Annotated in this window: 21 protein-coding genes; 6 read left to right on the forward strand and 15 right to left on the reverse strand. The window is 68.1% G+C overall.

Annotation, left to right across the window (positions count from 1 at the left end; genetic code table 11):
• Positions 1 to 8 precede the first annotated feature (8 nt).
• A complete protein-coding gene (gene gltS, locus ABQJ56_RS06420) occupies positions 9 to 1,214 on the forward strand; it encodes a sodium/glutamate symporter (protein ID WP_367844166.1) in 1,206 nt (401 codons plus the stop codon).
• A gap of 92 nt (positions 1,215 to 1,306) precedes the next feature.
• Here gltS and ABQJ56_RS06425 read toward each other — a convergent pair whose 3' ends face one another.
• Positions 1,307 to 3,091, reverse strand: a complete 1,785-nt coding sequence (locus tag ABQJ56_RS06425; RefSeq protein WP_367844167.1) for a M61 family metallopeptidase — start codon at positions 3,089 to 3,091, stop codon at positions 1,307 to 1,309.
• A 564-nt stretch (positions 3,092 to 3,655) separates the two neighbouring features.
• On the opposite strand from ABQJ56_RS06425, the gene ABQJ56_RS06430 reads away from it, so the two are divergent.
• The 3 genes from ABQJ56_RS06430 to ggt all read left to right on the forward strand — a co-directional run bounded on the left by ABQJ56_RS06430 (position 3,656) and on the right by ggt (position 10,532).
• Entirely contained in the window at positions 3,656 to 6,790 is a 3,135-nt protein-coding gene (locus ABQJ56_RS06430) for a TonB-dependent receptor (RefSeq protein WP_367844168.1), read from the forward strand.
• A gap of 188 nt (positions 6,791 to 6,978) precedes the next feature.
• Positions 6,979 to 8,574 carry a tetratricopeptide repeat-containing sulfotransferase family protein gene (locus tag ABQJ56_RS06435; protein WP_367844169.1) on the forward strand — a complete coding sequence of 532 codons (1,596 nt, stop codon included), beginning with the start codon at positions 6,979 to 6,981 and terminating at the stop codon, positions 8,572 to 8,574.
• A 182-nt stretch (positions 8,575 to 8,756) separates the two neighbouring features.
• Positions 8,757 to 10,532: a gamma-glutamyltransferase gene (ggt, locus tag ABQJ56_RS06440; protein WP_367844170.1), complete on the forward strand. Its 1,776-nt coding sequence runs from the start codon at positions 8,757 to 8,759 to the stop codon at positions 10,530 to 10,532.
• On the opposite strand, the gene ABQJ56_RS06445 is transcribed toward ggt, so the two are convergent.
• From ABQJ56_RS06445 to ABQJ56_RS06505, 13 genes are all read right to left on the reverse strand, one after another.
• Positions 10,526 to 11,797 (reverse strand): glutamate-5-semialdehyde dehydrogenase, encoded by a 1,272-nt coding sequence (locus ABQJ56_RS06445; RefSeq protein ID WP_367844171.1) that lies wholly within the window; start codon positions 11,795 to 11,797, stop codon positions 10,526 to 10,528. The two genes, ggt and ABQJ56_RS06445, sit on opposite strands and share 7 nt — an antisense overlap.
• Complete coding sequence (gene proB / locus ABQJ56_RS06450; RefSeq protein ID WP_367844172.1) at positions 11,794 to 12,969, reverse strand: glutamate 5-kinase; 1,176 nt, start codon at positions 12,967 to 12,969, stop codon at positions 11,794 to 11,796. Before proB ends, ABQJ56_RS06445 begins: the two co-directional genes overlap by 4 nt.
• Entirely contained in the window at positions 12,966 to 13,325 is a 360-nt protein-coding gene (locus ABQJ56_RS06455; protein WP_367844173.1) for a cupin domain-containing protein, read from the reverse strand. Before ABQJ56_RS06455 ends, proB begins: the two co-directional genes overlap by 4 nt.
• Positions 13,326 to 13,337: 12 nt before the next feature.
• Positions 13,338 to 14,633, reverse strand: a complete 1,296-nt coding sequence (locus ABQJ56_RS06460) for an argininosuccinate lyase (RefSeq protein ID WP_367844174.1) — start codon at positions 14,631 to 14,633, stop codon at positions 13,338 to 13,340.
• Positions 14,634 to 14,745: 112 nt separating this feature from the next.
• The gene (gene argC / locus ABQJ56_RS06465) at positions 14,746 to 15,699 is read right to left on the reverse strand and encodes an N-acetyl-gamma-glutamyl-phosphate reductase (protein ID WP_367844175.1); all 954 of its coding nucleotides are present in this window, start codon (positions 15,697 to 15,699) and stop codon (positions 14,746 to 14,748) included.
• 5 nt (positions 15,700 to 15,704) lie between these two features.
• On the reverse strand, positions 15,705 to 17,030 hold the full coding sequence (locus tag ABQJ56_RS06470) for an acetylglutamate kinase (RefSeq protein ID WP_367844223.1): 1,326 nt from the start codon (positions 17,028 to 17,030) through the stop codon (positions 15,705 to 15,707).
• Between the two features lie 14 nt (positions 17,031 to 17,044).
• The gene (locus ABQJ56_RS06475) at positions 17,045 to 18,277 is read right to left on the reverse strand and encodes an acetylornithine deacetylase (RefSeq protein WP_367844176.1); all 1,233 of its coding nucleotides are present in this window, start codon (positions 18,275 to 18,277) and stop codon (positions 17,045 to 17,047) included.
• A complete protein-coding gene (locus tag ABQJ56_RS06480; RefSeq protein WP_367844177.1) occupies positions 18,274 to 18,714 on the reverse strand; it encodes a GNAT family N-acetyltransferase in 441 nt (146 codons plus the stop codon). The genes ABQJ56_RS06475 and ABQJ56_RS06480 overlap by 4 nt, the downstream gene beginning before the upstream one ends.
• Positions 18,711 to 19,217, reverse strand: coding sequence for a DinB family protein (locus ABQJ56_RS06485; RefSeq protein ID WP_367844178.1), 507 nt, complete (start codon positions 19,215 to 19,217; stop codon positions 18,711 to 18,713). The genes ABQJ56_RS06480 and ABQJ56_RS06485 overlap by 4 nt, the downstream gene beginning before the upstream one ends.
• Position 19,218: 1 nt before the next feature.
• Positions 19,219 to 20,409 (reverse strand): argininosuccinate synthase, encoded by a 1,191-nt coding sequence (locus tag ABQJ56_RS06490; RefSeq protein WP_367844179.1) that lies wholly within the window; start codon positions 20,407 to 20,409, stop codon positions 19,219 to 19,221.
• Positions 20,410 to 20,437: 28 nt separating this feature from the next.
• Positions 20,438 to 20,911, reverse strand: a complete 474-nt coding sequence (locus ABQJ56_RS06495) for an OsmC family protein (protein ID WP_367844180.1) — start codon at positions 20,909 to 20,911, stop codon at positions 20,438 to 20,440.
• Entirely contained in the window at positions 20,908 to 21,531 is a 624-nt protein-coding gene (locus ABQJ56_RS06500) for an FMN-binding negative transcriptional regulator (protein WP_367844181.1), read from the reverse strand. The genes ABQJ56_RS06495 and ABQJ56_RS06500 overlap by 4 nt, the downstream gene beginning before the upstream one ends.
• Positions 21,532 to 21,538: 7 nt before the next feature.
• Positions 21,539 to 22,546 carry an N-acetylornithine carbamoyltransferase gene (locus ABQJ56_RS06505; protein WP_367844182.1) on the reverse strand — a complete coding sequence of 336 codons (1,008 nt, stop codon included), beginning with the start codon at positions 22,544 to 22,546 and terminating at the stop codon, positions 21,539 to 21,541.
• Here ABQJ56_RS06505 and ABQJ56_RS06510 point away from each other — a divergent pair.
• Positions 22,545 to 22,694: a hypothetical protein gene (locus tag ABQJ56_RS06510; RefSeq protein WP_367844183.1), complete on the forward strand. Its 150-nt coding sequence runs from the start codon at positions 22,545 to 22,547 to the stop codon at positions 22,692 to 22,694. The genes ABQJ56_RS06505 and ABQJ56_RS06510 overlap by 2 nt on opposite strands.
• 287 nt (positions 22,695 to 22,981) lie before the next feature.
• Here the strand turns inward: ABQJ56_RS06510 and ABQJ56_RS06515 are convergent, their stop codons facing one another.
• Positions 22,982 to 23,533, reverse strand: a complete 552-nt coding sequence (locus tag ABQJ56_RS06515) for a glycine zipper 2TM domain-containing protein (RefSeq protein WP_367844184.1) — start codon at positions 23,531 to 23,533, stop codon at positions 22,982 to 22,984.
• Between the two features lie 177 nt (positions 23,534 to 23,710).
• On the opposite strand from ABQJ56_RS06515, the gene cysS reads away from it, so the two are divergent.
• Positions 23,711 to 25,084, forward strand: coding sequence for a cysteine--tRNA ligase (gene cysS / locus ABQJ56_RS06520; RefSeq protein ID WP_367844185.1), 1,374 nt, complete (start codon positions 23,711 to 23,713; stop codon positions 25,082 to 25,084).
• Positions 25,085 to 25,123 lie beyond the last annotated feature (39 nt).

Raw genomic sequence — 25,123 nt, forward strand, 5'->3', positions numbered from 1 at the left:
AACCCAGCGTGCTGACACTCGATTCGATCCAGACCCTGGCCTGCGGCGGCCTGTTCCTGCTGGTCGGCTACATGATCCGGCGGCGCGTGCCGCTGCTGATGCGCTTCAGCATTCCCGCGCCGGTGATCGGCGGCCTGCTGGTGGCGCTGTTCATGCTCGCGTGCAGGCACTGGGGCGTCACCCCGATACGCTTCGACACCGCGTGGCAGCAGCCGCTGATGATCGCGTTCTTCACCGGCATCGGCTTCAACGCCAGCGCGACCCTGCTCAAGGTCGGCGGCCGCCAGATCCTGCTGTTTCTCGCCCTGGCCAGCGGGCTGGCGGTGGTGCAGAACCTGCTGGGCATCGGCATGGCCAAGGCCTTCGGCCTGCCCCCGCTGTTCGGCGTGATCACCGGCTCGGTCACGCTTGCGGGCGGCCCCGCCACCGGGCTGGCCTTCGCCCCGCTGTTCGACAAGGCGGGGATTCACGGCGCACAGAGCGTGGCGCTGGCCAACGCGATGGCCGGCATCGTCCTCGGTTCCATTTTCGGCTCGCCGATAGCGGCCATGCTGATCGACCGCCTCCACCTGCGCCCGGCCCATGCAGTCGCGGGCGCCAACATCGAAGCACCGGCGCCGATCGAAACCACGGACACCGGACGCGCCGCCGACCCGACCTATGCGGGACTCAAGAACCTGGTGTTCATGCTGCTGGCGATGGGCCTGGGCGCATGGATCAGCAACGGCCTGAGCCGGCTCGGCGTGACCCTGCCGAGCTACATCGGCGCGATGCTGGTCGGCGCGGCCATCCGCAACCTCGACGACTGGCTGGACTGGTTCGGCTTGTCGACGCGCGGCATGGAGCTGATCGGCAACACCGCGCTGTCGCTGTTCCTCGTGGTGGCGCTGATGAACCTGCACCTGTGGGACCTGGCCGGCCTGGCGTTGCCGCTGCTGGCGAACCTGGCGGTGCAGTCGATCCTGGTGCTGGCCTTCTGCTGCTGGCCGCTGCTGCGGTTGATGGGACGCGACTACGACGCCGCCGTGATGGCCAGCGGCTTCACCGGCTTCATGCTGGGCACCACGGCGAACGCCGTGGCCTGCATGAGCTCGTTGACCGAGCGCTACGGGCCCGCGCCACGCGCCTTCCTGGTGGCGCCGGTGGTGGGCGCGTTCCTGATCGACTTCACCAACGCGATCATCATCACGGGCTTCGTCAACGGCTGGCATTGACTGCAGCCTGGGCCTGCGAATCGGGCGATTCCGGTCATCTGCCGCAACTCGCTTTTCCCCTCTCCCGCTCGCGGGAGAGGGGAGCAAGGCGCTCATTGCTTCGGTGCGAGGATCTCGCTCAGGTAATCCGGCGTGCCGGGTATGCGCACGAGGTGCGGATACTTCAGCCCGCCGTCGTAGTGCACCGCATACGTGCGGCTGACGCCATCGGTCTCCGCCTGGATCCGGATCGGCTGCTTGTCCTTCTGCGCACGCACGATCGCATCGCGCAGGACGCGTGGCGTGTATGCGTGCCCGTCGACCGCCTGCAGCTTCATGCCCGGCGCAAGCCCGGCCTTGAAGGCCGGCCCCTGCCACAGCACGTCCATGATGCTGCCGTTGTGCCTGATGAACAGGCCCACCGAGAACGTCTCGTCGACGCCGGACGCGCTGAACTCGCTCTTGCCCACGTTCTCGACCGCGTTCTGGTAGCGCGAAGGCGTGTCGGTGTAGACCAGCTTCCAGCCGCTCTGCCCGATGCCGGACAGCAGCGGCACCTCGTCGCCCACGCCGTCCATCCAGCCGTGCAGGAATTTCGCCCAGTCCCAGGGCTGCACCGCGTTCAGTGCGGCCACGACGTCGTCGAAGGTGTAGGTATGGGTGACGTAGCTGCCGTCATCCACGCTGAAGAAGCGTTGCGCGAAATCGTCCAGCGTGCGCTTGTCGTGGCTGAGCGCGCGGATCCTGGTGTCCACCGCCAGCCACAGCAGCTGGCCTTCGCGGTAGAAGTCGGTGGCGCGGCGCCAGTTCACCCAGCCCGGATCGCCGCTGTACAGGAGTTGCGCGGCCCTGGTGGTGTCCGACAAGGGTCGCCATTCGCGGCCGGGGCGATGCGCGAACGTGGCCGCGCGATAAGCCAGCGCGTCGCGCCAGTCCTGCGCCGACCACAGGCCGCTGCGCGCGGTCAGCGCGTCGCCGAGGTAGACCGTGAGGCCCTCGTACACCCACAGCCCGTCGGCGATCTCGGGCTGCTCGAAGTCCGGCTGCCACAGGCCGGCCGGACGCATGAATTTGCCGTTCCACGAATGCGTGTACTCGTGCGGCAGCAACGAGCCGTCGAGCATGAAATGGTCGGGGTCGGCGAACATGCGCGAGCCGCCGCGCGCACGGTCGTCGCTGGACTGGTGATGCTCCAGGCCACCGACCGAGGTGTGGTCGCTCAGCGTCAGCAGGAAGTGGTAGTTCGCGTAGTGGTGCGAATGGAACAGGTCCTGCGCCTGCACGACCAGGTTGCGGTAACCCTCAAGCTGCCCGGGCTTGATCTGCAGCGCGGCATCGCTGTCGCCCACCATATCGAGCCAGCGATGCGCGCTGGAGTTCGCCGGGGTGACGTCGATCTGCCGGAAATGCTTGCCGGCGATCACCGGCGAATCGACCAGCGTGTTGAACGGCACGGGCTTGAAGCGGATGCGGCCGCCGTCACGCGCATCCGTCTCCAGCGCCGTGCCGTAACCCCAATCCGCCGGCATCTCCAGCGTGGGCCGGAACATCTGCGACTTGGTCGGCTCGCCGGCGCGGTACAGCGCCACGTGATCCCAGGTGAGGTCCATCAGGTTCGGCGTGATCCGGTCCGTGTCCGGAAACTGGAAGCCGATGTCGATGCTGTCCACGCCGGCCGGCACGTCCAGGTGGAAGGTGAACATGTCCACGGGATCGCGCTGCCACGCGATGTGCTTGCCGCCGGCGCTGATCTCCAGCCCCATCATCGTGCCGATGGGGCCGTCCGGCGCGTGGTCGCCCGGGATGTACTTCGGGTAATACAGCGTGAGCTTGCCCGGCGCGACCGGCATCGTCTCGCGCACGTACAGCACTTTCTGCGCCGGATTGGGCAGGCTCACCGTCAGTTCGACGGCTCGGGCTGGAGCGGCCGCCTCCGCCCATGCGATGCAGGATGCAGATGCGGCGAAGACAGACATCCCCAGCAGCAATGGCCAACGTTTCATGTATTTCCCCGCGCGCAAATGGAATGTGTGAGCAGCGAATGGAAACCCTTGCGCAAAAATTTTCAAGCGCCGAATGGCACGCATAACCCTCAGTTATGGCGCGAGCAAGATTTTTCATTGGCGACTTTTGCTTGTCACGGACTACGCTCGTTCAGCATTGTGGGCATGGAGGGTGTCCGCTTGATGCGCGTCGCCGGCAGGCGCGGGCTTCGTCCACGAGACGCCGCCACGCCGCACCCGTGCCGCGATGCCGCTCCATTCCGGCCACACCAAGCCCGTGTTCGATCTGCCGCCCCGCTTCTGTCGGAACCGGCGCACAGAGTTTCCATGGCAAAAGCATCGCGACTGCTGCGGTCAAAAGGGCTCCACGCGTCCTCGCTCCGCGCGATGCGATGAAACAACTGGCCCCGACGGGCCGAAGCTGCCGTACCCGGCGTTTCACCACAGTGGAGTGCATACATGAAGGGCAAATCCCGCAGCGCGCTGCATCGCAACGATGTCCTCAAGCGCAAGGCGCTGCCCCTTGCCATAGGCCTGCTCGCCTGTGGCGCCGCGGGCACGGCTTGGGCACAGGCGACCAACGGCACCATCTACGGCTCGGTGCCGGTGGCGCCGGGCGAAATCATCCAGATCACCAGCGGCGGCGGCTTCAACCGCAGCATCCCGGTGAGCGAGTCCGGCAGGTATTCGATCACCCTGCCGGTCGGCACCTACACGGTGTCGCTGCTGCAGAACGGCAAGGTCGTGCAGAGCCGCACCGACGTCACGCCGGTGGCGGCAGGCGCGGTGGCCGTCGATTTCTCGTCCACGGCCGGCGGTTCCGCCAACGCGGTCAACCTCAACGCGATCAACGTCACGGCCAACGCCATCCCGGCGATCGACGTGACCACCACCAACCAGGTCACCACGATCACCTCCAAGCAGCTGCAGCAGCTGCCGCTGGCGCGCACCGCCGAAGACATCGCCATGCTGGCCCCGGGCGTCAACATGGGTTCGCCCGAACTGGGCACCGGTCCGCTCGGCACGCCGATCAACGTGTTCGGCGGCGCCTCCACGGCGGAGAACGCCTACTACGTCGACGGCATGAACGTCACCGAGGCGCTCAACAGCCAGGGCGGCATCACCCTGCCCTACGGCGCCATCGACCAGCAGCAGACCTACATCAGCGGCTACGACGCCAGGTACGGCCGCTCCATCGGCGGCGTGATCAACCAGATCGGCAAGAGCGGCACCAACGACTGGCACTTCGGCGCACGCGTGCTGTGGCAGCCGGCCAGCCTGCGTGCGAACCCGGACAACCTCTATTACAACAACCCGCTGCTGGCTGGCGACCCGGTCTATTCGCCCGGCGACATGGCCGTTTACCGCAACGGCAACCGGTCCCAGGAAACGATCTATGACGCCTACGTCAGCGGCCCGCTCATCAAGGACAAATTGTTCTTCTTCCTGAGCGCGGAGCGGGACGACAGCCAGTACCGCAGCACGCCGGAGTTCGGCAACGGCGTCACCGACTCGTTCAGCGAGCACGATCCGAAGTTCTTCGGCAAGCTGAACTGGAACATCAACGACAGCAACGTGCTGACGCTGAGCTACCTGCAGAACGCGCACCAGACGCAGGGCACCTACTACGACTTCGACTACGACACGCTGAAGAGCGGCGCGTTCGACTATCTCGGCCAGTACAACAAGACCGTGTTCAAGATGGGGGTGCTGAACTACACCTCCTACCTCACCGACGACATCACGCTGAACGCCACCTACGGCAAGATGCACGGCCAGTACTACTCGACGCAGCCCGCGTATCCGGGCTACGACCCCGAACTGCCGCACATCGCCAGCGCGTCCCTGCAGGATCCGCGGTTCGCTCCGCCGGGCGGCATCGTCAACTCGCAGTCCAGTTCGGAACTCTCCGACCCCAACCATAGCGAATCGATCACCAACTACCGCCTCAGCCTCGACTGGAAGCTGGGCAGCCACGACCTCCAGGTCGGCATCGACAACATCAACTCCTTCGACATCGACGACGGCGCGCAGAACACCGGCCCGGGCTACCAGTGGATGTACGGCGCAACCGGTCCCAATACGCCGGTCTTCGGCGACGACCCCAACGTTCCGCCCTACGTCGCGCCATCGTCCCAATGCAGCCTCGGCTCCGACGGCAAGACCCACTGCTACTACGTGCAGAAGCACACCGACCTCAGCGTCGCCACGGTGCGCGTGACGCAACGCGCCCAGTACATCATGGACAACTGGCAGGTCACGCCGAACCTGCTGCTCAACCTGGGCCTGCGCAACGACCAGTTCGTGAACTACGACGCCTCCGGCGTGCCCTACATCCGCGAGACCAAGCCGCAATGGGCGCCCCGCCTGGGCTTCAGCTGGGACGTGCACGGCGATTCGTCGCTCAAGGTGTTCGGCAATGCCGGCAGGTACTACCTGGCGCTGCCCACCCAGGTGGCCCTGTCCATCGCCGCTCCCGTGACGAATGCCGGCATCTACGGCACCTATACCGGGATCGATCCGGTGACCGGCGTGCCAACCGGCTTCACGCCCCTGCCGCAAACCCCCTCGACCGGCGTGTCGATCGACAACGAATACGGCCAGGCGAAGGACCCGCGCGTTTCCGCGGCGCGCAACGCCAGGGCCGAATTCTCCGACAACTACGTACTGGGCATGCAGCAGCAGTTCCACATGCTGGGTACGAGCTGGGTGTTCGGCGCCACCGGCACCTACCAGCGGATGAGCCGCATCATCGACGATTTCGACGACGAACAGATCGAGTGCGCGGCCGGTCTCGCGCAGGGCTACTCCTGGATGACGCCGGCGGACTGCTCCGACTACGCGCAGAGCCTGGTGCTGATCAATCCTGGCGTGACCAACTACCTCTGGATGAAATCACCCAGCGGCGGTCTCGTGCCGGTGACGCTCAGCGCTGCCGACCAGGGCTTCCCGAAGGCGCCGGAACGCCGCTACTACTCGCTGGACCTGTCGCTGGAACACGCATGGGACGGCAAGTGGTTCGCCAAGTTCGACTACGTGTTCTCGCGCACCTGGGGCAACACCGAGGGCCCGGTGAGCACGTATTCGCAGCAGGGCGGCTCCTACGAATCCCTCACCACCGCATGGGACTTCCCGGAGCGCATGGAGTGGTCGGGCGGCGTGCTGCCGAACAACCGCGCGCACCAGTTCAAGATCTTCGGTGCCTACGCGCTCACCCCGGAATGGACGGTCGGCGCCGACCTGTACATCACCTCGGGCACGCCGGTGATGTGCCGCGGCGGCTACGGCCCGGCCCAGTTGGCGCTGCACGGTTCGCACACCTACTACTGGTGCGGCGGCGTGCCCGTGCCGCCCGGTTCGCTCGGCAACACGCCGTGGGTGCACAACGTCGACCTCAGCCTGGACTACAAGCCGGCGTGGGCACAGCACAAGCTCGACTTCAATCTCGCCGTGTTCAACGTGCTCAACGACCAGACGACGATCTTCTACAACGACTTCTACGGCACCACCAGCAGCCCCAACCCGGACTACGGCCGCGTGCAGGACACCCGTTCGCCACGCAGCGTCCGCTTCTCCATCGCCTACGACTTCTGATCTCCATACAAACTCTCCTCCCTGCGCCGGGTTCACGCCCGGCGTTTTTTTGCGGCTGCATGCTTGCGTCCGTCCATGAGCGCGAGGATCAGGAAGCGGCCATCCATGGCCACACTCTTCAAGAAGCCCCGGATACTCCCTCCAGGCGATCTTTTGCAGCCTTCCGGCGACTTGTGTAGTTTGACGACATGACCTCCGAGACCGCCCATTCCGCACCGTTGCCAGAGGCAGCCACCCGACTGCTGGCGCGGGCACGCGGCGAGTGGCAGCAACGGCAATCCGACGCCGCCGAACGCTCGATCCAGCAGGTGCTGGCACTCGCGCCCGGCAACGCGGACGCATTGCGCATGCTCGGCGTCATGGCCCAGCATCGCGGCGACCAGGCCAGGGCCGCCGACTGTTTCCGGCGGGTGCTGCCGGTCTGGCCCGACGACTCCGACCTGCATGTGGGACTGGGCATCGCCCTGCACGAACTCGGCGAGATCGGGGAAGCCATGTCGCACCTGCGGCGCGCCTGCGAACTGGCTCCCGCCTCCGCATCGGCCTGGTTCAACCGCGGCGAGGCCTGCTGGCGGCAGGCGTACACGGACGAAGCCATCGCCGCGTTGCAACGCGCGCTGGAGCTCGCACCGGCGCATCTTCCGGCCCGGCTGTCGCTGGCCAAGGCGCAGGCCAGCCTGGGCCAGGTCGACGACGCCGTCGCCGGCTTCCGCGAGGTGCTGCGCCTCGATCCCGGCAACGCCGAGGGCTGGTTCGGGCTGTCCAACCTCAACACCGTGCGCTTCGACGCCGCGGATGTGGCCAACCTGCGCCAGGCATGGGCGCGCGGCGGGCAACCGCCACGCCATCGCGAACTGCTCGGCTTCACCCTGGCCAAGGCGCTGGAAGACCAGGGCGATTACGCGCAGGCCTTCGAGCTGTTCCGGCAAGCGAATGCCTCGCGGCGCCAGCGCGTGCACTGGAACGCCGCGGGCGAACGGCAGCGCGTGGAAGCCATCCGGCGCATCTTCGCGCACGACATGCCACCGCCGCTGGATCCCGCGCTGGGCCACGAGGCCATCCTCATCGTCAGCGTCCCCCGTTCCGGCTCCACCCTGGTCGAGCAGATCCTGGCCTCGCACCCGGAAGTCGAGGGTGCGAACGAGATCAAGGACCTGTCGCAGGTGATCGATGCGGAAACACGCCGCCGCCACTCCGCGTTCCCGCTGTGGACGCCACACGCCAGTGCCGCGGACTGGCAACGCCTGGGCAAGGAATACCTCGCGCGCACCGCGCCGTGGCGCAAGACCAAGCCGCGCTTCACCGACAAGAGCCTGGTGACCTGGTACCTGGTGGGCGCCGCGCTGGCGATGCTGCCGGCGGCGCGCGTGGTGGTGGTGCGGCGCGATCCGTTGGAAACCTGCCTGGCGTGCTTCCGCCAGCTCTTCACCGAGCAGAGCGGCTTCACCTGCGACCTCGACGAGATGGCCGACTATTGCATCGACTTCCTGCGCCTGACGCGCTTCTGGCTGGAACGGTATCCGGGCCAGGTACTCGATCTCGAATACGAAACCCTGGTCGCCGAACCGGAACCGACCATCCGCCGCCTGCTGGACTTCTGCGGGCTGTCGTTCGACCCCGCCTGCCTGGCATTCCACAAGACCTCGCGCGCGGTGCTGAGTGCACCCAGCGCGGCGCAGGTGCGGCAACCCATGCGCCGCGACACCGCACGCAGCGCGCGTTACGGCGACAAGCTGGACCGCCTGCGCCAGCGCCTGCGCGATGCGGGCGTGGCAGTGGACTGAACTTCAGCCTGCCCGGCCGCGGAACACGGATCGCCGGCCACAACTGACAGTTATGCCGACTGTCCGTCTTTTCATTGGAGCCGCCGCCGCGCATGCGGCTATGCTCGTTCGTCGCAGCGTGGGAGGTTGAACGAATGTCCGACAGCAGCGCAGTGCAAGCCCGGGCCGGATCGAGCCGCACGATGGACAGGCAGCGCGCCACTCCGGGATGGCGACGTCACCTGCTGGCGGCGGCCCTCGCCGCCTGCTGCCTGCCGCTGCACGCACGCGATGCCGCTCCGCAGACTCCCGCGATCGCCAGCGCCCCCGCTGCCACCCGGGCGGTGCTGGCCAAGGCGCAGCCGGTCACCGCCAGGCACGGCATGGTGGTGAGCGCGCAGCACCTGGCCACCCTGGTCGGGCTGGACATCCTCAGGCAGGGCGGCAACGCCATCGACGCCGCGGTGGCGGTGGGCTACGCCGAGGCGGTGGTGCATCCCTGCTGCGGCAACATCGGCGGCGGCGGCTTCATGACCATCCACTTCAAGGACGGCCGCAACGTCTTCCTCGACTTCCGCGAGAAGGCCCCGCTGAAGGCCACGCCGACCATGTTCCAGGATGCCAAGGGCAACCTGGTCCCCGGGCTCAGCACCGACACCTGGCTCGGCGTGGGCGTGCCCGGCACGGTGATGGGGCTGGACGAGGCGCTGAAGAAGTACGGCACGCTGTCGCTCAAGCAGGTCATCGCGCCGGCGATCAAGCTGGCGAAGCAAGGCTACGTGCTCGAACAGGGCGACGTGCACATCCTCGACGACAGCGTGAAGGACTTCGCCAAGTACCCGAACGTGGCGGCGATCTTCCTCGACCACGGCAAGCCGTACGTGGCCGGCCAGCGGCTGGTGCAGACGCAACTGGCGCACACGCTGGAGCAGATCGCCGCGGGCGGCACCGACGCATTCTACAAGGGCCCGATCGCGCGCAAGCTGGTCGCGGCCAGCGAGGCCAACCACGGCATCCTCTCGATGCAGGACTTCGCCGACTACACCGTGCAGTGGGACAAGCCGGTGCAGTGCGACTACCGCGGCTACACCATCGTGTCCGCGCCGCCGCCCAGCTCCGGCGGCGTCACCGTGTGCATGATCCTCAAGCTGGTCGAACCCTACGCGCTCGGGCGCTGGGGCTACGGCTCAAGCAAGAGCCTGCACTACCTGGTCGAGGCGGAGCGCCGCGCCTTCGCCGACCGCAACACCTACCTCGGCGACCCGGCCTTCGTACACAACCCGATCGACCGGCTGCTGTCGGTCGACCACCTGGCCAGGCTGCGCGCCACCATCCTGCCCGACAAGGCCACGCCCTCGTCGGAGGTAAAGGGCAGCCTGGGCCAGGCCGAGGGCAACCACACCACGCACTACTCGGTGATCGACAAGGACGGCACCGCCGTCGCGGTGACCTATACCATCAACTACCTGTTCGGCATCCGCCAGATCGCCGGCGACACCGGCTTCTTCCTCAACGACGAGATGGACGACCTCACCGGCAAGCCCGGCGAGGCGAACGGCGCCGGGCTGGTGCAGGGCACGGTCAACCAGGTCGAGCCGGGCAAGCGCCCGCTCAGCTCGATGACGCCCACCATCGTGCTGCGCAATGGCAAGCCGTTCCTGATCACCGGCAGCCCCGGCAGCGCCACCATCATCTCGACCACGATGGAGAGCATCGTCAACGTGGTCGACTACGGCATGAACCTGCAGCAGGCCATCGACGCGCCGCGCATGCACCACCAGTGGTATCCCGACGTGGTGTACGTCGAGCCCGGGCTGCTCACGCCGCAGACGCGGAAGTCGCTGGAATCGATGGGCTACACGTTCAGGACGCGCCATTCGATCGGCGCCGACGAGGCGATCATGGTCGATCCCAAAACCGGCCTGCTGGAAGGTGCCAACGACCCCAGGCGCCCGGCCGGGCTCGCCGCGGGTTACTGACGCCTTGCGCGGCTCTCCGCGTGCCGCACCTGGCCGTCGCCGCGCACCACGAAACGCTCGATGGTGAGCGACTCCGCTCCCATCGGGCCATAGGCATGCAGGCGGGTCGTTGAAATACCGATCTCGGCGCCCAGTCCCAGCTCGCCGCCGTCGCTGAAGCGCGAGGAGGCGTTGACCATCACCACCGCCGAGCGGATCGCCTGCACGAAGCGCCGGGCCGCCGCCTCGTCGCGGCTGGCGATCACCTCGGTGTGGTCGGAGCCGTAGCGACGGATATGGGCAATGGCTTCGTCGAGATCGTCCACCACGCGCACGGCGAGGACCAGGTCGAGGAACTCGGCGGCGTAGTCGTCGTCGGTGGCGGGCTGCATCGCCGGCACCCGCGCGCGGCTGGCTTGGTCGCCGCGCAGCTCGACACCGCGTTCGCGCAAGGCCTGCGCCGCCAAGGGCAGGAAGGTATCGGCGACGTCGCGATGCACCAGCAGGGTCTCCAGCGCATTGCACACGCCGGGGCGCGAGGTCTTGCCATCGATCAGCAGGTCCAGCGCCAGCCGCGGATCGGCGGCACGGTCCACGTACAAGTGGCACACGCCCTTGTAGTGCTTGATCACCGGCACGCGCGCGTGTTCGGCGACGAAGCGGATCAGGCCCTCGCCGCCGCGGGGAATGGCAAGGTCCACGATGTCGGTCAGCTGCAGCAGAGCGACCATGGTTTCGCGGCTCAGGTCTTCCACCAGCGCCACCGCTGCTTCCGGCAAACCGTGCGAGCGCAAGGCCTGGTGCAGCGCGGCGGCGATCGCGGTGTTGGAATGGATCGCCTCGGAGCCACCGCGCAGGATCACCGCGTTGCCGGCCTTGAGGCACAACGCGGCGGCATCCGCTGTGACGTTGGGGCGCGCCTCGTAGATCATCGCCACCACGCCGAGCGGGATGCGCACGCGCTCCACCACGAGGCCGTTCGGGCGCGTCTCGCGGCGCGTCACCAAGCCAACCGGGTCGGGCAGGCCTGCCACCTCGCGCAAGGCGGCGGCGATGCCTGCCACGCGCGCCTCGTCCAGGCGCAGGCGATCCAGCATCGCGCCCTGCACGCCCTTCGCCGCGGCGGCCACCATGTCGCGTGCATTGGCGGCGAGCACGTCGTCGCAGTGCTCGTCCAGCGACGCCGCCATGTCGTGCAGCAAGGCCGCCTTGGCCGCGCTGCCCAGCGCCGCGATGGCCGGCGCCGACTCGCGGCAGGCGAGTGCCAGGGATCGGATCTCGTTCATGCTTCGATGCCTCCGGCATTTTCGGCGGGGACCACGGTGATCAGGTCGTCGCGATGCACGATCTCGTGACCATGGGTATAGCCCAGCACGTCCTCGATATCGCGGCTGTGCCGTCCGGCCAGCCGGCGCACCTCGCCCGCGGCATACTGGCTGAGGCCACGCGCCACGGCCCTGCCGTCGGCATCCGCGATCTCCACCAGGTCGCCGCGCTGGAACTCGCCCAGCGCAGTGGCCACGCCGCCCGGCAGCAGCGAGGCGCGTCCGCCGGCCAGTGCACGCGCCGCGCCTGCATCCACGCGGATGCAGCCCGGTGCGGCCGGCGCATGGCGCAGCCAGTACTTGCGCGCCTGCATGCGACTGCTGGCGGCATCGATCAGGGTGCCGTGCAGGTGGCCATTCGACAGTGCGCCCACCGTGGCTCCATCGCGGCCGCTGAACAGCGCGGTGGGAATGCCTGCCGCCGCGGCCTTGGCCGCGGCTTCCAGCTTGGTGCGCATGCCGCCGGTGCCGACCGTGCTGCCGCTGCCGCCGGCCATGGCGAGGATTTCCGGCGTGAGCGCGGCGACGCGCGGCAGTGGCACGGCGGCGGCATCGCGCCGCGGGTCGGCGCTGTACAGCGCGTCCACGTCCGAGGCGATCAACAGCAGGTCGGCATCGACCAGGGCGGCGACGATGGCGGCGAGGTTGTCGTTGTCGCCCAGCTTCAGCTCGTCCACCGCCACGGTGTCGTTCTCGTTCACCACCGGCAGCACGTCCAGCGCCAGCAGGCCGCGCAGGGTGGCGCGCGCGTTGAGGTAACGGCGGCGGTTGCGCAGGTCGTCGTGGGTGAGCAGCACCTGCGCCACCGGCCGCGCGGACAGCGACTGCCACAGCGCGATCATCGGCGCCTGGCCCAGTGCCGCCAGTGCCTGCCTTGCCGCCAGGTCGCCCGCGGCCGGCGCGTGCTCGCGCAGCAGCGCGCGGCCGGCCGCCACCGCGCCGGACGAGACCAGCACCACCTGCCGTCCCGCGGCGTGGCTGGCGGCCACGAAACCGGCCAGCGCCGACGCGTGGCGCGCCGTGAGGCCGCCACCGTCGGCCGCCAGCAGGTTGCTGCCGACCTTGAGCACGGCGCGTCGCCAGTGCGGCAGCAACTGTCCATGCAGCCCGCGTTCGGGAGACGACCGGTTCATGACGTGGCATCCGGCGGCGCGGGGATGCGGTCGCCATGGCTCTTCGGCGCCGACACCACCAGGAAGCGCACGTAGCCGCTGCTTTCGTTGCGCATCTGGTGTGCCGCGCCCGGCGGCACGTGCAGGCCTTCGCCACGGCGCAGGCGATGCGGCATGCCGTCCATCTCCAGCACGGCCTCGCCGTCCAGCACGTAGAAGAACTGGCGTGCGTGCGCATGGCTATGGGGCTGCTCCGCCGTTCCCGGCGGCATGCGCTCCTCGATCACGCTGAGGTCGTCGCCGGCCAGCAGGTGCCAGCCGTCGCAACCCTGCCCCCAGCGGTAGTGCTCGGCATTCCCCGTACCGATCGCCGCCATGAATCCTCCCGTTCAGCCGTCCAGATGCCCGAGCCTGGCGCGCAGCTCGTCCAGGCGCAGATCGTTGCCCGCGCCCGGCGACACGCGTTGCGCCAGGCTGCCTTCGGGCGTGCGCCCCTGCCCCGCCGAACCGGCCGCCTCGGCGGCGGCGCGATAGGCATCGCGGAACGGCACGCCGGCGGCGGCCTGCTCGATCGCCACGTCGGTGGCGTACATCGCCGGCTCGATCGCCGCACGCATCGCCCCCTCGTTCCACTGCAGGCGCGCCAGCAGGTCCGGTACCAGTTCCAGCGCCATCAGGCCGTGGCGCACGCCGTGGAAGATCGAGCCCTTGGAGAACTGCAGGTCGCGCTGGTAGCCCGAGGGCAGCGACAGCAGCTGCTCGATCTCGGTGCGTGCGGCGGCCACGCTGGCGTAGCTGGCGCGCAGCAGTTCCACCACGTCCGGGTTGCGCTTGTTCGGCATGATCGAGCTGCCGGTGGTGTATTCCGGCGGCAGCGACACGAAGCCGAACTCGGCGGTGGTGAACAGCGACAGGTCCCAGGCCAGCCGGCGCAGGTCGAGCAGCGCGCCGGCGATGGCTTCCAGCACGGCCATCTCGTACTTGCCGCGCGAGAGCTGGGCGTAGATCGGGCTGACCTGCATGCGCGCGAAGCCGAGCGCGTCGGTGGTGTGCCCGCGATCCAGCTTCAGGTTCACGCCATAGCCGGCGGCGGTGCCGAGCGGGTTGGCGTCGATCAGCTCGCGCGTGCCGCGGGCGCGGAAGGCGTTGTCGATGAAGCCTTCGGCGAAGCCGGCGAACCACATGCCGGTGGACGACACCACGGCGCGCTGCAGGTGGGTGTAGCCCGGCAGCGGGATCGCCGGCTGCGCGGCGCGCTGCAGGCAGACGTCGGCGATGGCGCGGCAATGCGTTTCCAGCGCCGCCAGCTTTTCCTTCAGCCACAGCCGCGTGGCGACCAGGATCTGGTCGTTGCGGCTGCGCCCGGTATGCACGCGGCGGCCGGCGTCGCCCAGGCGCTCGGTGAGGCGCGCCTCGATGGCGGAGTGGCCGTCCTCGAAACGCTCGTCCAGCACGAAGGCGCCGCTGCGGAAGTCATCCGCCAGCACATCCAGCTCGCGCTTCAGCGCGGCGGCCTCGTCGGCGCCCACCACGCCGATGTTCGCCAAGCCTTCCACGTGCGCCTTGCTGGCGGCGATGTCGTGCAGGAAGAACTCGCGGTCCAGCACCACGTCGTCGCCGGCGAGGAAACGCATGATCCTGGCGTCGATCTGGATGCCGGATTTCTGCCAGAGGGGTTGGGTCATGGAGGTGTCCTGAAAGCGGGATACGGCAATGATTTTTCGTAGGAGCGGCTTCAGCCGCGATTTTTTGGTATCGGGAAGAACATCGCGGCTGAAGCCGCTCCTACGGAAGGTTTTACGCGGGAATCGCGGTGTATTCGTCCACGCCAAGCACGCGGTTGATGTTCTGCATCGCCTGCGTCGCCGCGCCCTTGAGCAGGTTGTCCAGCGTGGCCACCACCACCACGCGCCTGCCGTCGGCCGACAGCGCGAAGCCGCCGATCTCGGCATGGTGCCGATGGGCGATGCGGCTGACCCAGGGCGCCTCGTCCAGTACTGTCACCAGCTTCTCGCCGTCGTAGGCCTGGTGGAAACGCGCCAGCACGTCCTCGCGCTTCAGCGGCCTGGCAAGGTAGAGGTTGGTGGTGACGGTGAGTCCACGGAAGTGCGGCGCCACGTGCGGCATGAACTCCACCGGCAGGCCGAGCTGGAAGCTCACTTCCTTCTCGTGGGTATGGCCGGTGAGCGCATACGGCATCAGGTTGTCGCGCAGCTTCTCGGGATCGTTCTTGTCCGAGGGCGTGGTGCCGGCGCCGGAATAGCCGGAAACGCCGAAGCACACCGGCGGCGCGGCGAGCAGATCCTTCAACGGCGCGATGGAGAGTTCCATCGCGGTGGCGTAGCAGCCCGGGTTGCTGATCCGCTTCTCGCCGCGCCACTTCTCGCGGGTGAGTTCGGGCAGGCCGTAGTACCAGGCCTTGTCGAAGCGGTAATCGGCGGAGAGGTCGACGATCAACGTGTCCGGCGTCGCCCGGTCGATCGCCTCCACGTAAGGCGCCGCCTTGCCGTTGGGCAGCGCCAGGATCACCACGTCGGCGCGCTTGGCCGCCACGGCGGCCGCGTCAAGGTTCTCGTAGCGCAACTCGCCCGCGTAGGCGTCGCTGTGCTCGCCCACGCGCTGGCCGTCCAGCTCGCGCGAGGAGACGAAGGCCAGCTCCAGCATGGGATGCGCCGCGATCAGCCGGATCAGTTCCGCACCGGTATGGCCGCGCGCGCCGACGATGCCGATGCTTTTCTTCTGTTGCGCCATTTCATTCACCCGATCAGCGTCGGCTGCCGCTGTGCGCAATGCGCCACGCAGCGGGCGATGGTGTCGAAATTTCCATCGAGGCCGTACCAGAACACCTTCCACTTCGGCTGCTTGAGGCAACCGTCGGATTCGGCGTAGTAAAAAATGTTGACCTGGTTGCCGTGGCGCGAGCGCCAGAACAGCTGCGGGTTCTCCTCGCGCATCACCTGCCAGACGGCACGACCCAGGCCCTCGCCCTGCGCATCATCGAGCACGGCGAACTTGTCGAGATATGGAAGGCCATCCTCCATGGTGAGTATCATCGCCGCGCGGTAGTTCTCGCTCACGTAGATGCGGTACGGCGCGGTGCGCTCGAAATAGTCCGCCACCAGCTCGCGGCCGAAGCTGGATTCGATCAGTTCGCGCATGCGCGCCCGGTCGATGCCATCCCACGACTCGAAGCGCTGCACCTTCTCGCCACGCCGCACCAGGGTGCCCGATCCCTTGTGCGTGAACAGTTCCTTGGCCAGCTCGGCGGGGCGCGTGATCGACACCGACGAGGTGAGCGGCAGGCTATTCAGCAGGTCGGCGATCTGCTCGATCTTCAGGCGCATGCCGCCGTTGATCCACGGCTGCGCCATCAGGTGCTCGTACTCGGTGCTGAGGTTGATCGAGTCGATCACCTTGCCTTCGCCGTCGAGCAGGCCGCCGGTGCCGGTGAGGAACACGATCTTGTACGGCTGCAGCACGCGCACCAGCTCGTTGGCGGCGACGTCGGCGTTGATGTTGAGGATCTGCCCCTCGTCGGTCTCGCCCAGGCTGGCGATCACCGGGATCGAGTTGGCGCGCAGGCCCGCCTCGATCGGCGCAAGGTTGATGCTCTCCACCTTGCCGACCATGCCCAGCGCATCGCGGTCTAGGTAGCTTGCCATGAAAACGCCGGAGGCCACCGAGGTGGCGCGCGTGTCCATCGCCTGCAGCGCCTCGACCAGCTTGAGGTTCTGCTGCTGGAACACGCGGCGCACGATGCCCAGCGCCTTCGGCGAGGTGACGCGCAGGCCGTTCACCGTCTGCTTCTCGATGCCGGCGGCGGACAGCTCCTCGTCGAGCTGCGGGCCGGCGCCATGCAGCACGATGGGCGTGAGGCCCACCTGCTGCAGGAAGGTGAGCGAGGAGGCGAGATCCTGCAGCTCGTCGCGCAGCACCGCGCCGCCCACCTTCACCACGGCGAAGCGCTTGGCGTCCACCTCGGAGAAGCGCTTGAGGTACTGCTGGATTTCCTTCGCGCTGCCCATGGCCGAGAGCAGGCGCACGATGGTCTTGCGGGTGTGCTTGTGCGTTTCCACTGTCATGTTTTCCTGTGCGTTCATTCCTGAACGCTAGAGTCAAAAGGCGGCCTTCCATGGCCGCACTTCTCGATAAGGCGAAAAATCACTTCGGCGTAATGCTGCAACTGGTCGAGCGCCACCCACTCGTCGGCGGTGTGCGCCTGCGCGATGTCGCCCGGGCCATAGACGAAGGCGGTATAGCCGGCGGCGGAAAACAGCGAGGCCTCGGTCCAGAAATCCACCGCATTGCCCACGGGGATCTCCAGTTCGTCGGCCAGATCGCGCGCCGCCAGCCGGCGCGCCTCGGCGGTGGCGGTATCCCCCGCCGGCAGCGAAGGGCCGCGGAAGGTTTCCTCGAAATGCGCAGGCGCCGGCTCGGCCAGCGCGCGGAAGCGTTCGAGCAGACCGTCGGGATGCATCGTCGGCAGGGGCCGCATGCCGAAGCGCAGCTCGGCGCTGGGCGCGATCATGTTCGCCTTGATGCCGCCCTCGATGCGGCCGATGTTGAAACGCAGGCCGGTGAGCCCGCCAAAGCGCTCGTGCGATTGCGCGGCCACGAAATCCAGCGCGGCATCGCCCCAGCGCACCGCCTGGTGCAAGGCGCTGTCGCCCGGCTTCTGCTCGCCCGACGCATGGCCGGCATGGCCGGCAAAGCGCATCAGCACCGACTGGATGCCACGGTGCGCCAGCACCGCTTCGCCCCTGGTGGGCTCGGCCACGATCACCGCTTCATAGCCCCTCTCCCCTCGGGAGAGGGGTTGGGGTGAGGGTTCGATATTGCCGCCACGCCCTGCTCCGCCCGTACCCTCACCCCGACCCTCTCCCAAGGGGAGAGGGGGAAAAGCGTGGAGGAAACTCGCGATGCAACGCGGATCGTTGGCCTCTTCATCGGTGGTGAACAGCAGCGCCATGTCGCCGCCGCTGGCATTCGCCACCGCCAGCAGCGCCGCAGCGGCACCCTTGATGTCGCAGGCGCCAAGGCCGATGGCGCAGCCCGCCGTCACGCGAAGCTCGTGCGGACTGGCCGTCCACGCCGGCGAATCGGGCACCGTGTCCAGGTGCACGTTGAACAGCAGCTTCGGCTGGCCACGCACCGCATGCAGGCCGACCGCACCGGCGCCGTGGTCGCTCACCGTGATGTCGAAGCCGGGCAGCTGCGCGCGGATGTAGTCGAAGATGCCGCCCGTGCTGATCGCACGCGGCGGGTTGCGCGTGTCGAACGACACCAGCGCCTTCAGGTGTTCCAGGGTGGATTGCAGCAACGGACTCATGGCTGGCCTGATGCTCTCGTGTAGATGTCCTGATCGAGTTTTTCCATCAGGTTCTGCGGCCGCGCGGGTGCGGTGAAACCAAAACCGGCATACAGGCCATGCGCGTCGCCGGTGGCCAGGCTGAAACGGCGCAGCCCCTGCAATTGCGGGTGCGCCATCACCTCCGCCATCAGCGCCTTGGAATGGCCCTGCCCGCGATGTCCCGGCAGCACGAACACGTCGGCCAGATAGGCAAACGTGGCGCCGTCGGTGACCACGCGCGCGAACGCCACCTGGCGTCCATCCACATAGCCGCCGAAGCACAGCGAACCGGCGATGGCCCGTTCCACCGTCCCGCGCGGGATGCCGCGGCACCAGTAGGCCTCGGTGGCGAGGAAACGGTGGATCAGTCCGATGTCGAGCCGATCCTTGTCCGTGCTGACCTGCAAGGCGCTCATGGGGCAGCGCTCCCGTGTTCGCGGCGCCACGGCTCCGTCGTGTGCAGATAGACGTTGATGGTGTCGGCGGGGCGCGGCAGCGACAAGGCATCGAGGATCTGCCCGACCGCGCCCCGGTGGTAGGCGCCATGCACGATCAGGTGCTGCAGCATTTCGGCGCGCGACATCTCGCCCGCCTTGCCGTCGGTGAAATGGAAGCGGATGCGGTCGCCCATGCGCTCCGCCGGCAGCTCGCGCGCATAGCCGGCCAGCCAGGCATCGCTGGCGCGGATGCTTGCCGCCAGGACCGCAAGCTCCGGCGTTTCCTCGGTATTGGTGGCGGCGTACGGGTTTGGCTCGCCCAGCAGATGCGCCGCGAAGATCCGGTCCACCACGAACGTGTGGTTCATCACGCGGATGGCCTTGCGCCGCTGCTCGGGGAAACGCCCGCCGTCGATGGCGAGCATGGCCTCCAGCATGGCGGCGTTCGCCCACGCCTTGTACGCGAACAGGGATGCGAACATGTCAGCAGTTGACCTCGGCCCACAGCGTGCTGCTCATGCCGAACAGCTTGATGAAGCCCTCGGCCTCGGCCACGCCCCAGTCGGCCGACTGCGCGTAGGTGGCGCCCTTGGCGTTGAGGATGTGCTTCGACGCGACGGCCACGGCATTCACCACGCCGCCGTGGGTCTCCAGCGTGACCTCGCCGTTGACGGTGGACTGGCTGGAGGCGAGGAAGGCTTCCAGGTCGGCCTTGAGCGGGTCGTGGAAGAAGCCCTCGTACACCACCTCCACCCACTTGCGCGCCACCTCCGGCTTGAAGCGGTTCTGCTGCTTGCTGAGCACCGCCTCTTCCAGCGCGCGGTGCGCGGCCAGCAGCGAGACCAGGCCCGGCGCCTCGAAGATGATGCGGCCCTTGAGGCCGATGGTGGTGTCGCCGGTGTAGAGGCCGCGGCCCACGCCGTAGGGCGCGAACAGCGCGTTGAGCTTCGCCAGCAGCTTGTGGCCGGCGAGCTTCTCGCCGTCCAGCGTCACCGCCTCGCCCCGCTCGAAACCGATCTTCACGCGCAGCGGCGCAGACGGCCATTCGGCACGCGGCTTGCACCAGCCGCGCGCGCCCTCGCCCGGGGCTTCCCACTTGTCGATCTCGCCGCCGGACATGGTGACGCCGAGCAGGTTCTCGTTGATGGTGTAGGCCTGCTGCTTGGCACGCACGCCGAAGCCGCGCTCCTCCAGGAACTTCTGCTCGTAGGCGCGCGTCTGCGTGTGCTCCTTCTGGATCTCGCGGATCGGCGCCACGATCTCGTAGTCGCCCAGCGACTTCACCGCAAGGTCGAAGCGCACCTGGTCGTTGCCCATGCCGGTGCAGCCATGCGCGATGGCGCGCGTGCCCAGCTCGGCGGCGCGCTTCAGCGCGGCTTCCACGATCAGGTAGCGGTCCGACACCAGCAGCGGGTACTGGCCCTGGTAGCCCTCGCCCGCCCACACGAAGGGCTTCACAAAGCCCGCCCAGATCGCCGGGCCGCCGTCCACGGTGACGTGGCTGGCCACACCCAGTTCCTGCGCGCGGTTCTCGATGAAGGCGCGCTCCTCGGCATCCACGCCGCCGGTGTCGGCGAACACGGTGTGCACGGCCCAGCCGCGTTCCTTGAGGTAGGGCACGCAGAAGCTGGTGTCGAGGCCGCCGGAGAAGGCGAGGACGATGTCTTTGCTCATGGCTTGCGAATCCTGGTCGGGGAAGATGTCAATCGGAGGAAACGACGATGCGCGGCTCGCAACGCACCGGGAAATTCACGGAGTTGGCGATGAAGCAGGCGTGGTGCGCGGCCTCGTGCGCGGCCAGCGCCTTGGCGGGATCGCTGTCGGCGCGGATGGTGACCACCGGGCGCAGCACCACTTCGGTGAAACGGCCGCCGTCGCCCTCAGCGAGCATCGTGCCTTCGGCGCTGTCGTCGTAGGCCACCACGACCACGCCGGCCACGGTGGCCATGTGCAGGTAGGACAGCATGTGGCAGGTGGACAGCGCGGCCACCAGCATGTCTTCCGGGTTGTGCCTCGTGGCGTCGCCGCGGAAGGTGGGATCGGACGAACCGGCCAGCTCCGGCTTGCCGGGCACGCGGATCACATGGTTGCGGCTGTAGTTGCGATAGCCGTCGGTGCCGGTGCCGCGATTGCCGGTCCAGACCACGTCGACGCGATAGCGGTGCGTGTGGCTCACGGCGCGCCCTCTTCCAGTCTGGCCATCCATTCGGCCAGCGTCGCATCACCGTCGCCGCCGCGGCGGCGCAGGCCGGCGATCACGCCGAGGCGGTTGCGCTCCGGGTGGTTCTGGCTGAGCTTGAACTTGCCCTCGATGCTCTCGACGGCGATCTCGATGCCGACGATGGCCTGCAGCAGCTTCGCGACGTGGTCGTCCGGTGCGTCGGCGACCCGCCACGGCCGCGGCTCGGTGGCCTCGTGGTGGTCGGTGAGCCGCTCCAGCAGCGCGCGCAGCCAGGCCGCATCCTCGACGATCTTCAGGCGTCCGCGCACGTGCACCACCGCGTAGTTCCAGGTCGGCACTTCGCGCTGCGTCTCCGCCTTGGTCGGATACCAGTTCGGGCTGACATAGGCCTGCGGCCCCTGGAAGACCGCCAGCACCTCGGCGCCATCCATCCGCGCCAGTTCGTTGCCGCGCGCCACGTGGCCGTGCAGCGCGCCGTCCACCAGCTCCAGCGGAAAATGGTTGGCTACGACGCCCTCCGCCGCGCTCGCCACCACGGTGGCGAACGGGTAGTCGCGGATCAGCCCGTGCAGGGCTTGCGGGCGCGTCTCGACGAACGACTTGGGCATGTACATGGGCGGCTCAGCGCCGGCCGGCCAACGTGGCCATCACCGCCTTCTGCACGTGCAGGCGGTTCTCGGCTTCGTCGATGGCGATGCAGTACGGTGCGTCCATCACCGCGTCGGTGGCCTTGACGTTGCGCCGCAGCGGCAGGCAGTGGCTGAACAGGCCATGGTTGGTCAGTGCCATCTTGGCCTCGTCCACGATGAAGTGCCTGTGCGCCTCGCGAATGGGCTTCTCCTGCTCCCACCGGCCGAAGTACGGCAGCGCGCCCCAGCTCTTGGCGTACACCACGTCGGCGCCGCTGTAGGCTTCCTCGATGTCGTGGCTGACCTTGAGCGAGCCGCCGTTCTGCTCGGCATTCAGACGGCCGAATTCCATGTAGCGCTCGTCCAGCACGTAGTCGGGCGTGGGGCACAGCAGGGTCACGTCCATGCCCATCTTGGTGGCGATCAGCAGCGCGGAGTTGGCCACCGCGGTGTTGAGCGGCTTGGGGTGGTAGGTCCAGGTGAGCACGTACTTCTTCTTCGCGAGGTCGCCCAGGTGTTCGCGCAGCGCCAGCGCATGGGCCAGTTCCTGGCAGGGATGGGTGATCGTCTCCATGTTGATCACCGGCACCGTGGCGTACTGCGCGAAAGCCTTGATGACCTTGTCCTGGCGGTCCACCGACCAGTCCTGGAACTTCGGGAAGGCGCGCACGCAGATCAGGTCGGCGTAGCGGCTCAGCACGCGCGCCACCTCGGCGATGTGCTCCTCCGGCTCGCCATCCATCACCATGCCCGGCTCGAACTCGATCGGCCACGCGTCCTTGCCGGGCGACAGCACCACCGCATGGCCGCCAAGCTGGAACGCACCCAGTTCGAAGCTGGTGCGCGTGCGCATCGAGGGGTTGAAGAACAGCAGCGCCACCGACTTGCCGGCCAGCTGCGCACCCGCGGGCGAACGCTTGAACGCGGCGGCCTGCTCCAGCAGCGCGTCGATCTCGGCGCGGCTCCAGTCCTGGGTGGTGAGGAAGTGGCGGATGGTCATGGGTGGAATCGCCCTCGGTGAAATGCTGTTGTCGATGATCCGGCCATGGGCGGCCGGCTTTGCCGTGCGCGGACGGATCCGCGTGAAACAACTCCAGAATCCAGAACAAAAAACCCGGCACGATGGCCGGGTTTTCGTCGATACGTGATGCAGCAGCGCGCGACAGCCTACCCGGCCGAATGTCCGTCCAGCGGTCGGCGCGCACGCGACGTCATGCCGGCAGCCATGCGGGCGCTGGTCAGGACATTGGCGGTATAGACGGCTGTGGACACGGGAGGTTCCAGTCGGGCGAGGCGCCATCATGACGGGATTTTCGCTGCCATGCAACATGCCGTTGCAAGTGCGGCATGGATGGCCGCCCATTTGGTCCTCGCGATCAAGGATGATCGCCAAGGCATGGGCGAAGGCGCCGTCAGCAGGCGGCGCCTCCGAACATCAATCGGCGGGAGTCACGCTCACCCGCACGCGCAGGCGCTCGCCGGGGTCGTAGTTCAGGCGCGACTCGTAGACCTCGCCACGATAGCGGTATTCCACGTCGTAGCCCATGATCTGGCGCTGCTCGCTCACCGTGCTCACCTGGTGGCAATTGGTCACCGTCTGCGTGGTCTGGCTGCCGCTGTTCGCCGCCACCTGGCCACCGACCGCGCCACCGGCCACGGCACCCACCGCCGTGCTGAGCGTGCGACCGTTGCCGTGTCCGACCGTGCTGCCCAGCACGCCACCCACGACGGCACCCAGGATGGAACCCGCGGTCGTGTTGCCCGGGCGCTGCTGCACCACGGTCTGGTCCTGGCATACCTGGCGCGGCACCTCGGTGCGGGCAACGCCATACACCGGATCGACCCGCAGCACGTCGGCCCAACCGTAGTGGGCGTTGTCGTCCTGCGGCGGCGGCCCCGGCGGCGGGCCGGGGTAGCGCGCGTCCTGCGCCTGGACGCCGGTGGCGACCAGGGCCAGCACCAGCGTGGCAAGAAGAAGCTTGGGCATTTCACGGACTCCAGAGGATGTTTCGGACGCAACTTCGGCGCATGACCGATTGCAGCAAATGGACACTGAATCGCGGCTTAGAATTCCCCGGGTGCGGCGCCTTGCCGCCGCCCTGCTTACACCTTGTTAAGATGCGCGGCTGGCCCGCATCCGCAGCCACCGCCCGGAACCCCGCCGATGCCGATTTCGCTCTACAACAGCCTGACCCGTCGTACCGAGCCGTTCCTGCCGCTCGTCCCCGGGCGGGTGACGATGTACGTGTGCGGCCCCACCGTCTACAACTACGTGCACATCGGCAACGCGCGCGGCCCGGTGGTGTTCGACGTGCTGGCCAAGCTGCTGCGCCGGCATTACCCGCAGGTGGTCTACGCCCGCAACATCACCGACGTGGACGACAAGATCAACGCCGCCGCGCTGGAACAGGGCGTGGGCATCGAGGCGATCACCGGCAAGTTCAGCGCCGCCTACCGCGAGGACATGGCGAAGCTGGGCATCGCACCACCCGACGTGGAACCCTGTGCCACCGCGCACATCGGCCCGATCGTGGCGATGATCGGGCGGCTGATCGCCGGCGGTCACGCCTACGCGGCGGAAGGCCACGTGCTGTTCGACGTGGCCAGCTACCCCGACTACGGCAAGCTCTCCGGCCGCGACACCGAAGAGATGATCGCCGGCGCCCGCGTGGAAGTGGCGCCGTACAAGAAGAACCCTGCCGACTTCGTGCTGTGGAAGCCTTCCACGCCGGAACTGCCCGGCTGGGACAGCCCCTGGGGACGCGGCCGCCCCGGCTGGCACATCGAGTGCTCGGCGATGGCCGGGAAGCACCTGGGCGAGACCATCGACATCCACGCCGGCGGCAACGACCTGCTGTTCCCGCACCACGAGAACGAGATCGCCCAGTCCACCTGCGCCCACGGCGGCAAGGTCTTCGCGCGCTGGTGGCTGCACAACGGCATGCTCACCTTCGACGGCCGCAAGATGTCCAAGTCGCTGGGCAACGTGCTGCAGCTGCACGAGCTGCTGAAGCACCATCCCGCCGAGGCGCTGCGCCTGCGCCTGCTGAGCGGCCACTACCGCCAGCCGCTGGACTGGTCCGGCGCCGCGATCGCGCAGTCGGTGGGCACGCTGGACGGCTGGTACCGCGTGCTGCGCGATCTCGCCGATGTCGACGTGGACACCGCGCGACTGCCGGCACCGGAATCGATCGAGGCCGCATTGTGCGACGACCTCAACACGCCGCAGGCGTTGGCCGAACTTTCCGTGCTGGCCGACGCCGCGCGCGCACGGGGCACGCCCGAAGCCAAGGCCGCCCTGCTCGGCGGCGGCGCCCTGCTCGGCCTGTTGCAGCAGGATCCGGAGGCCTGGTTCAAGCAGGCCGGCGGCGCCGCTGTCGATGCCGCAAGGGTTGAAACGTTGCTGGAAGAGCGCCGCGCGGCCCGCGCCGCACGCGATTTCGCCCGTGCCGACGCGATCCGTGCCGAGCTCACCGCGATGGGCGTGGTGATCGAGGACGGTGCCCAGGGTACGCGCTGGAGCGTGGCCAAGGCCTGATACCCGCCATTTCGCGCTGCGCCGGCGCACGCGCGATAA

The sequence above is a fragment of the Rhodanobacter geophilus genome, from assembly GCF_040812275.1.
Lineage (GTDB): Bacteria > Pseudomonadota > Gammaproteobacteria > Xanthomonadales > Rhodanobacteraceae > Rhodanobacter_A > Rhodanobacter_A geophilus.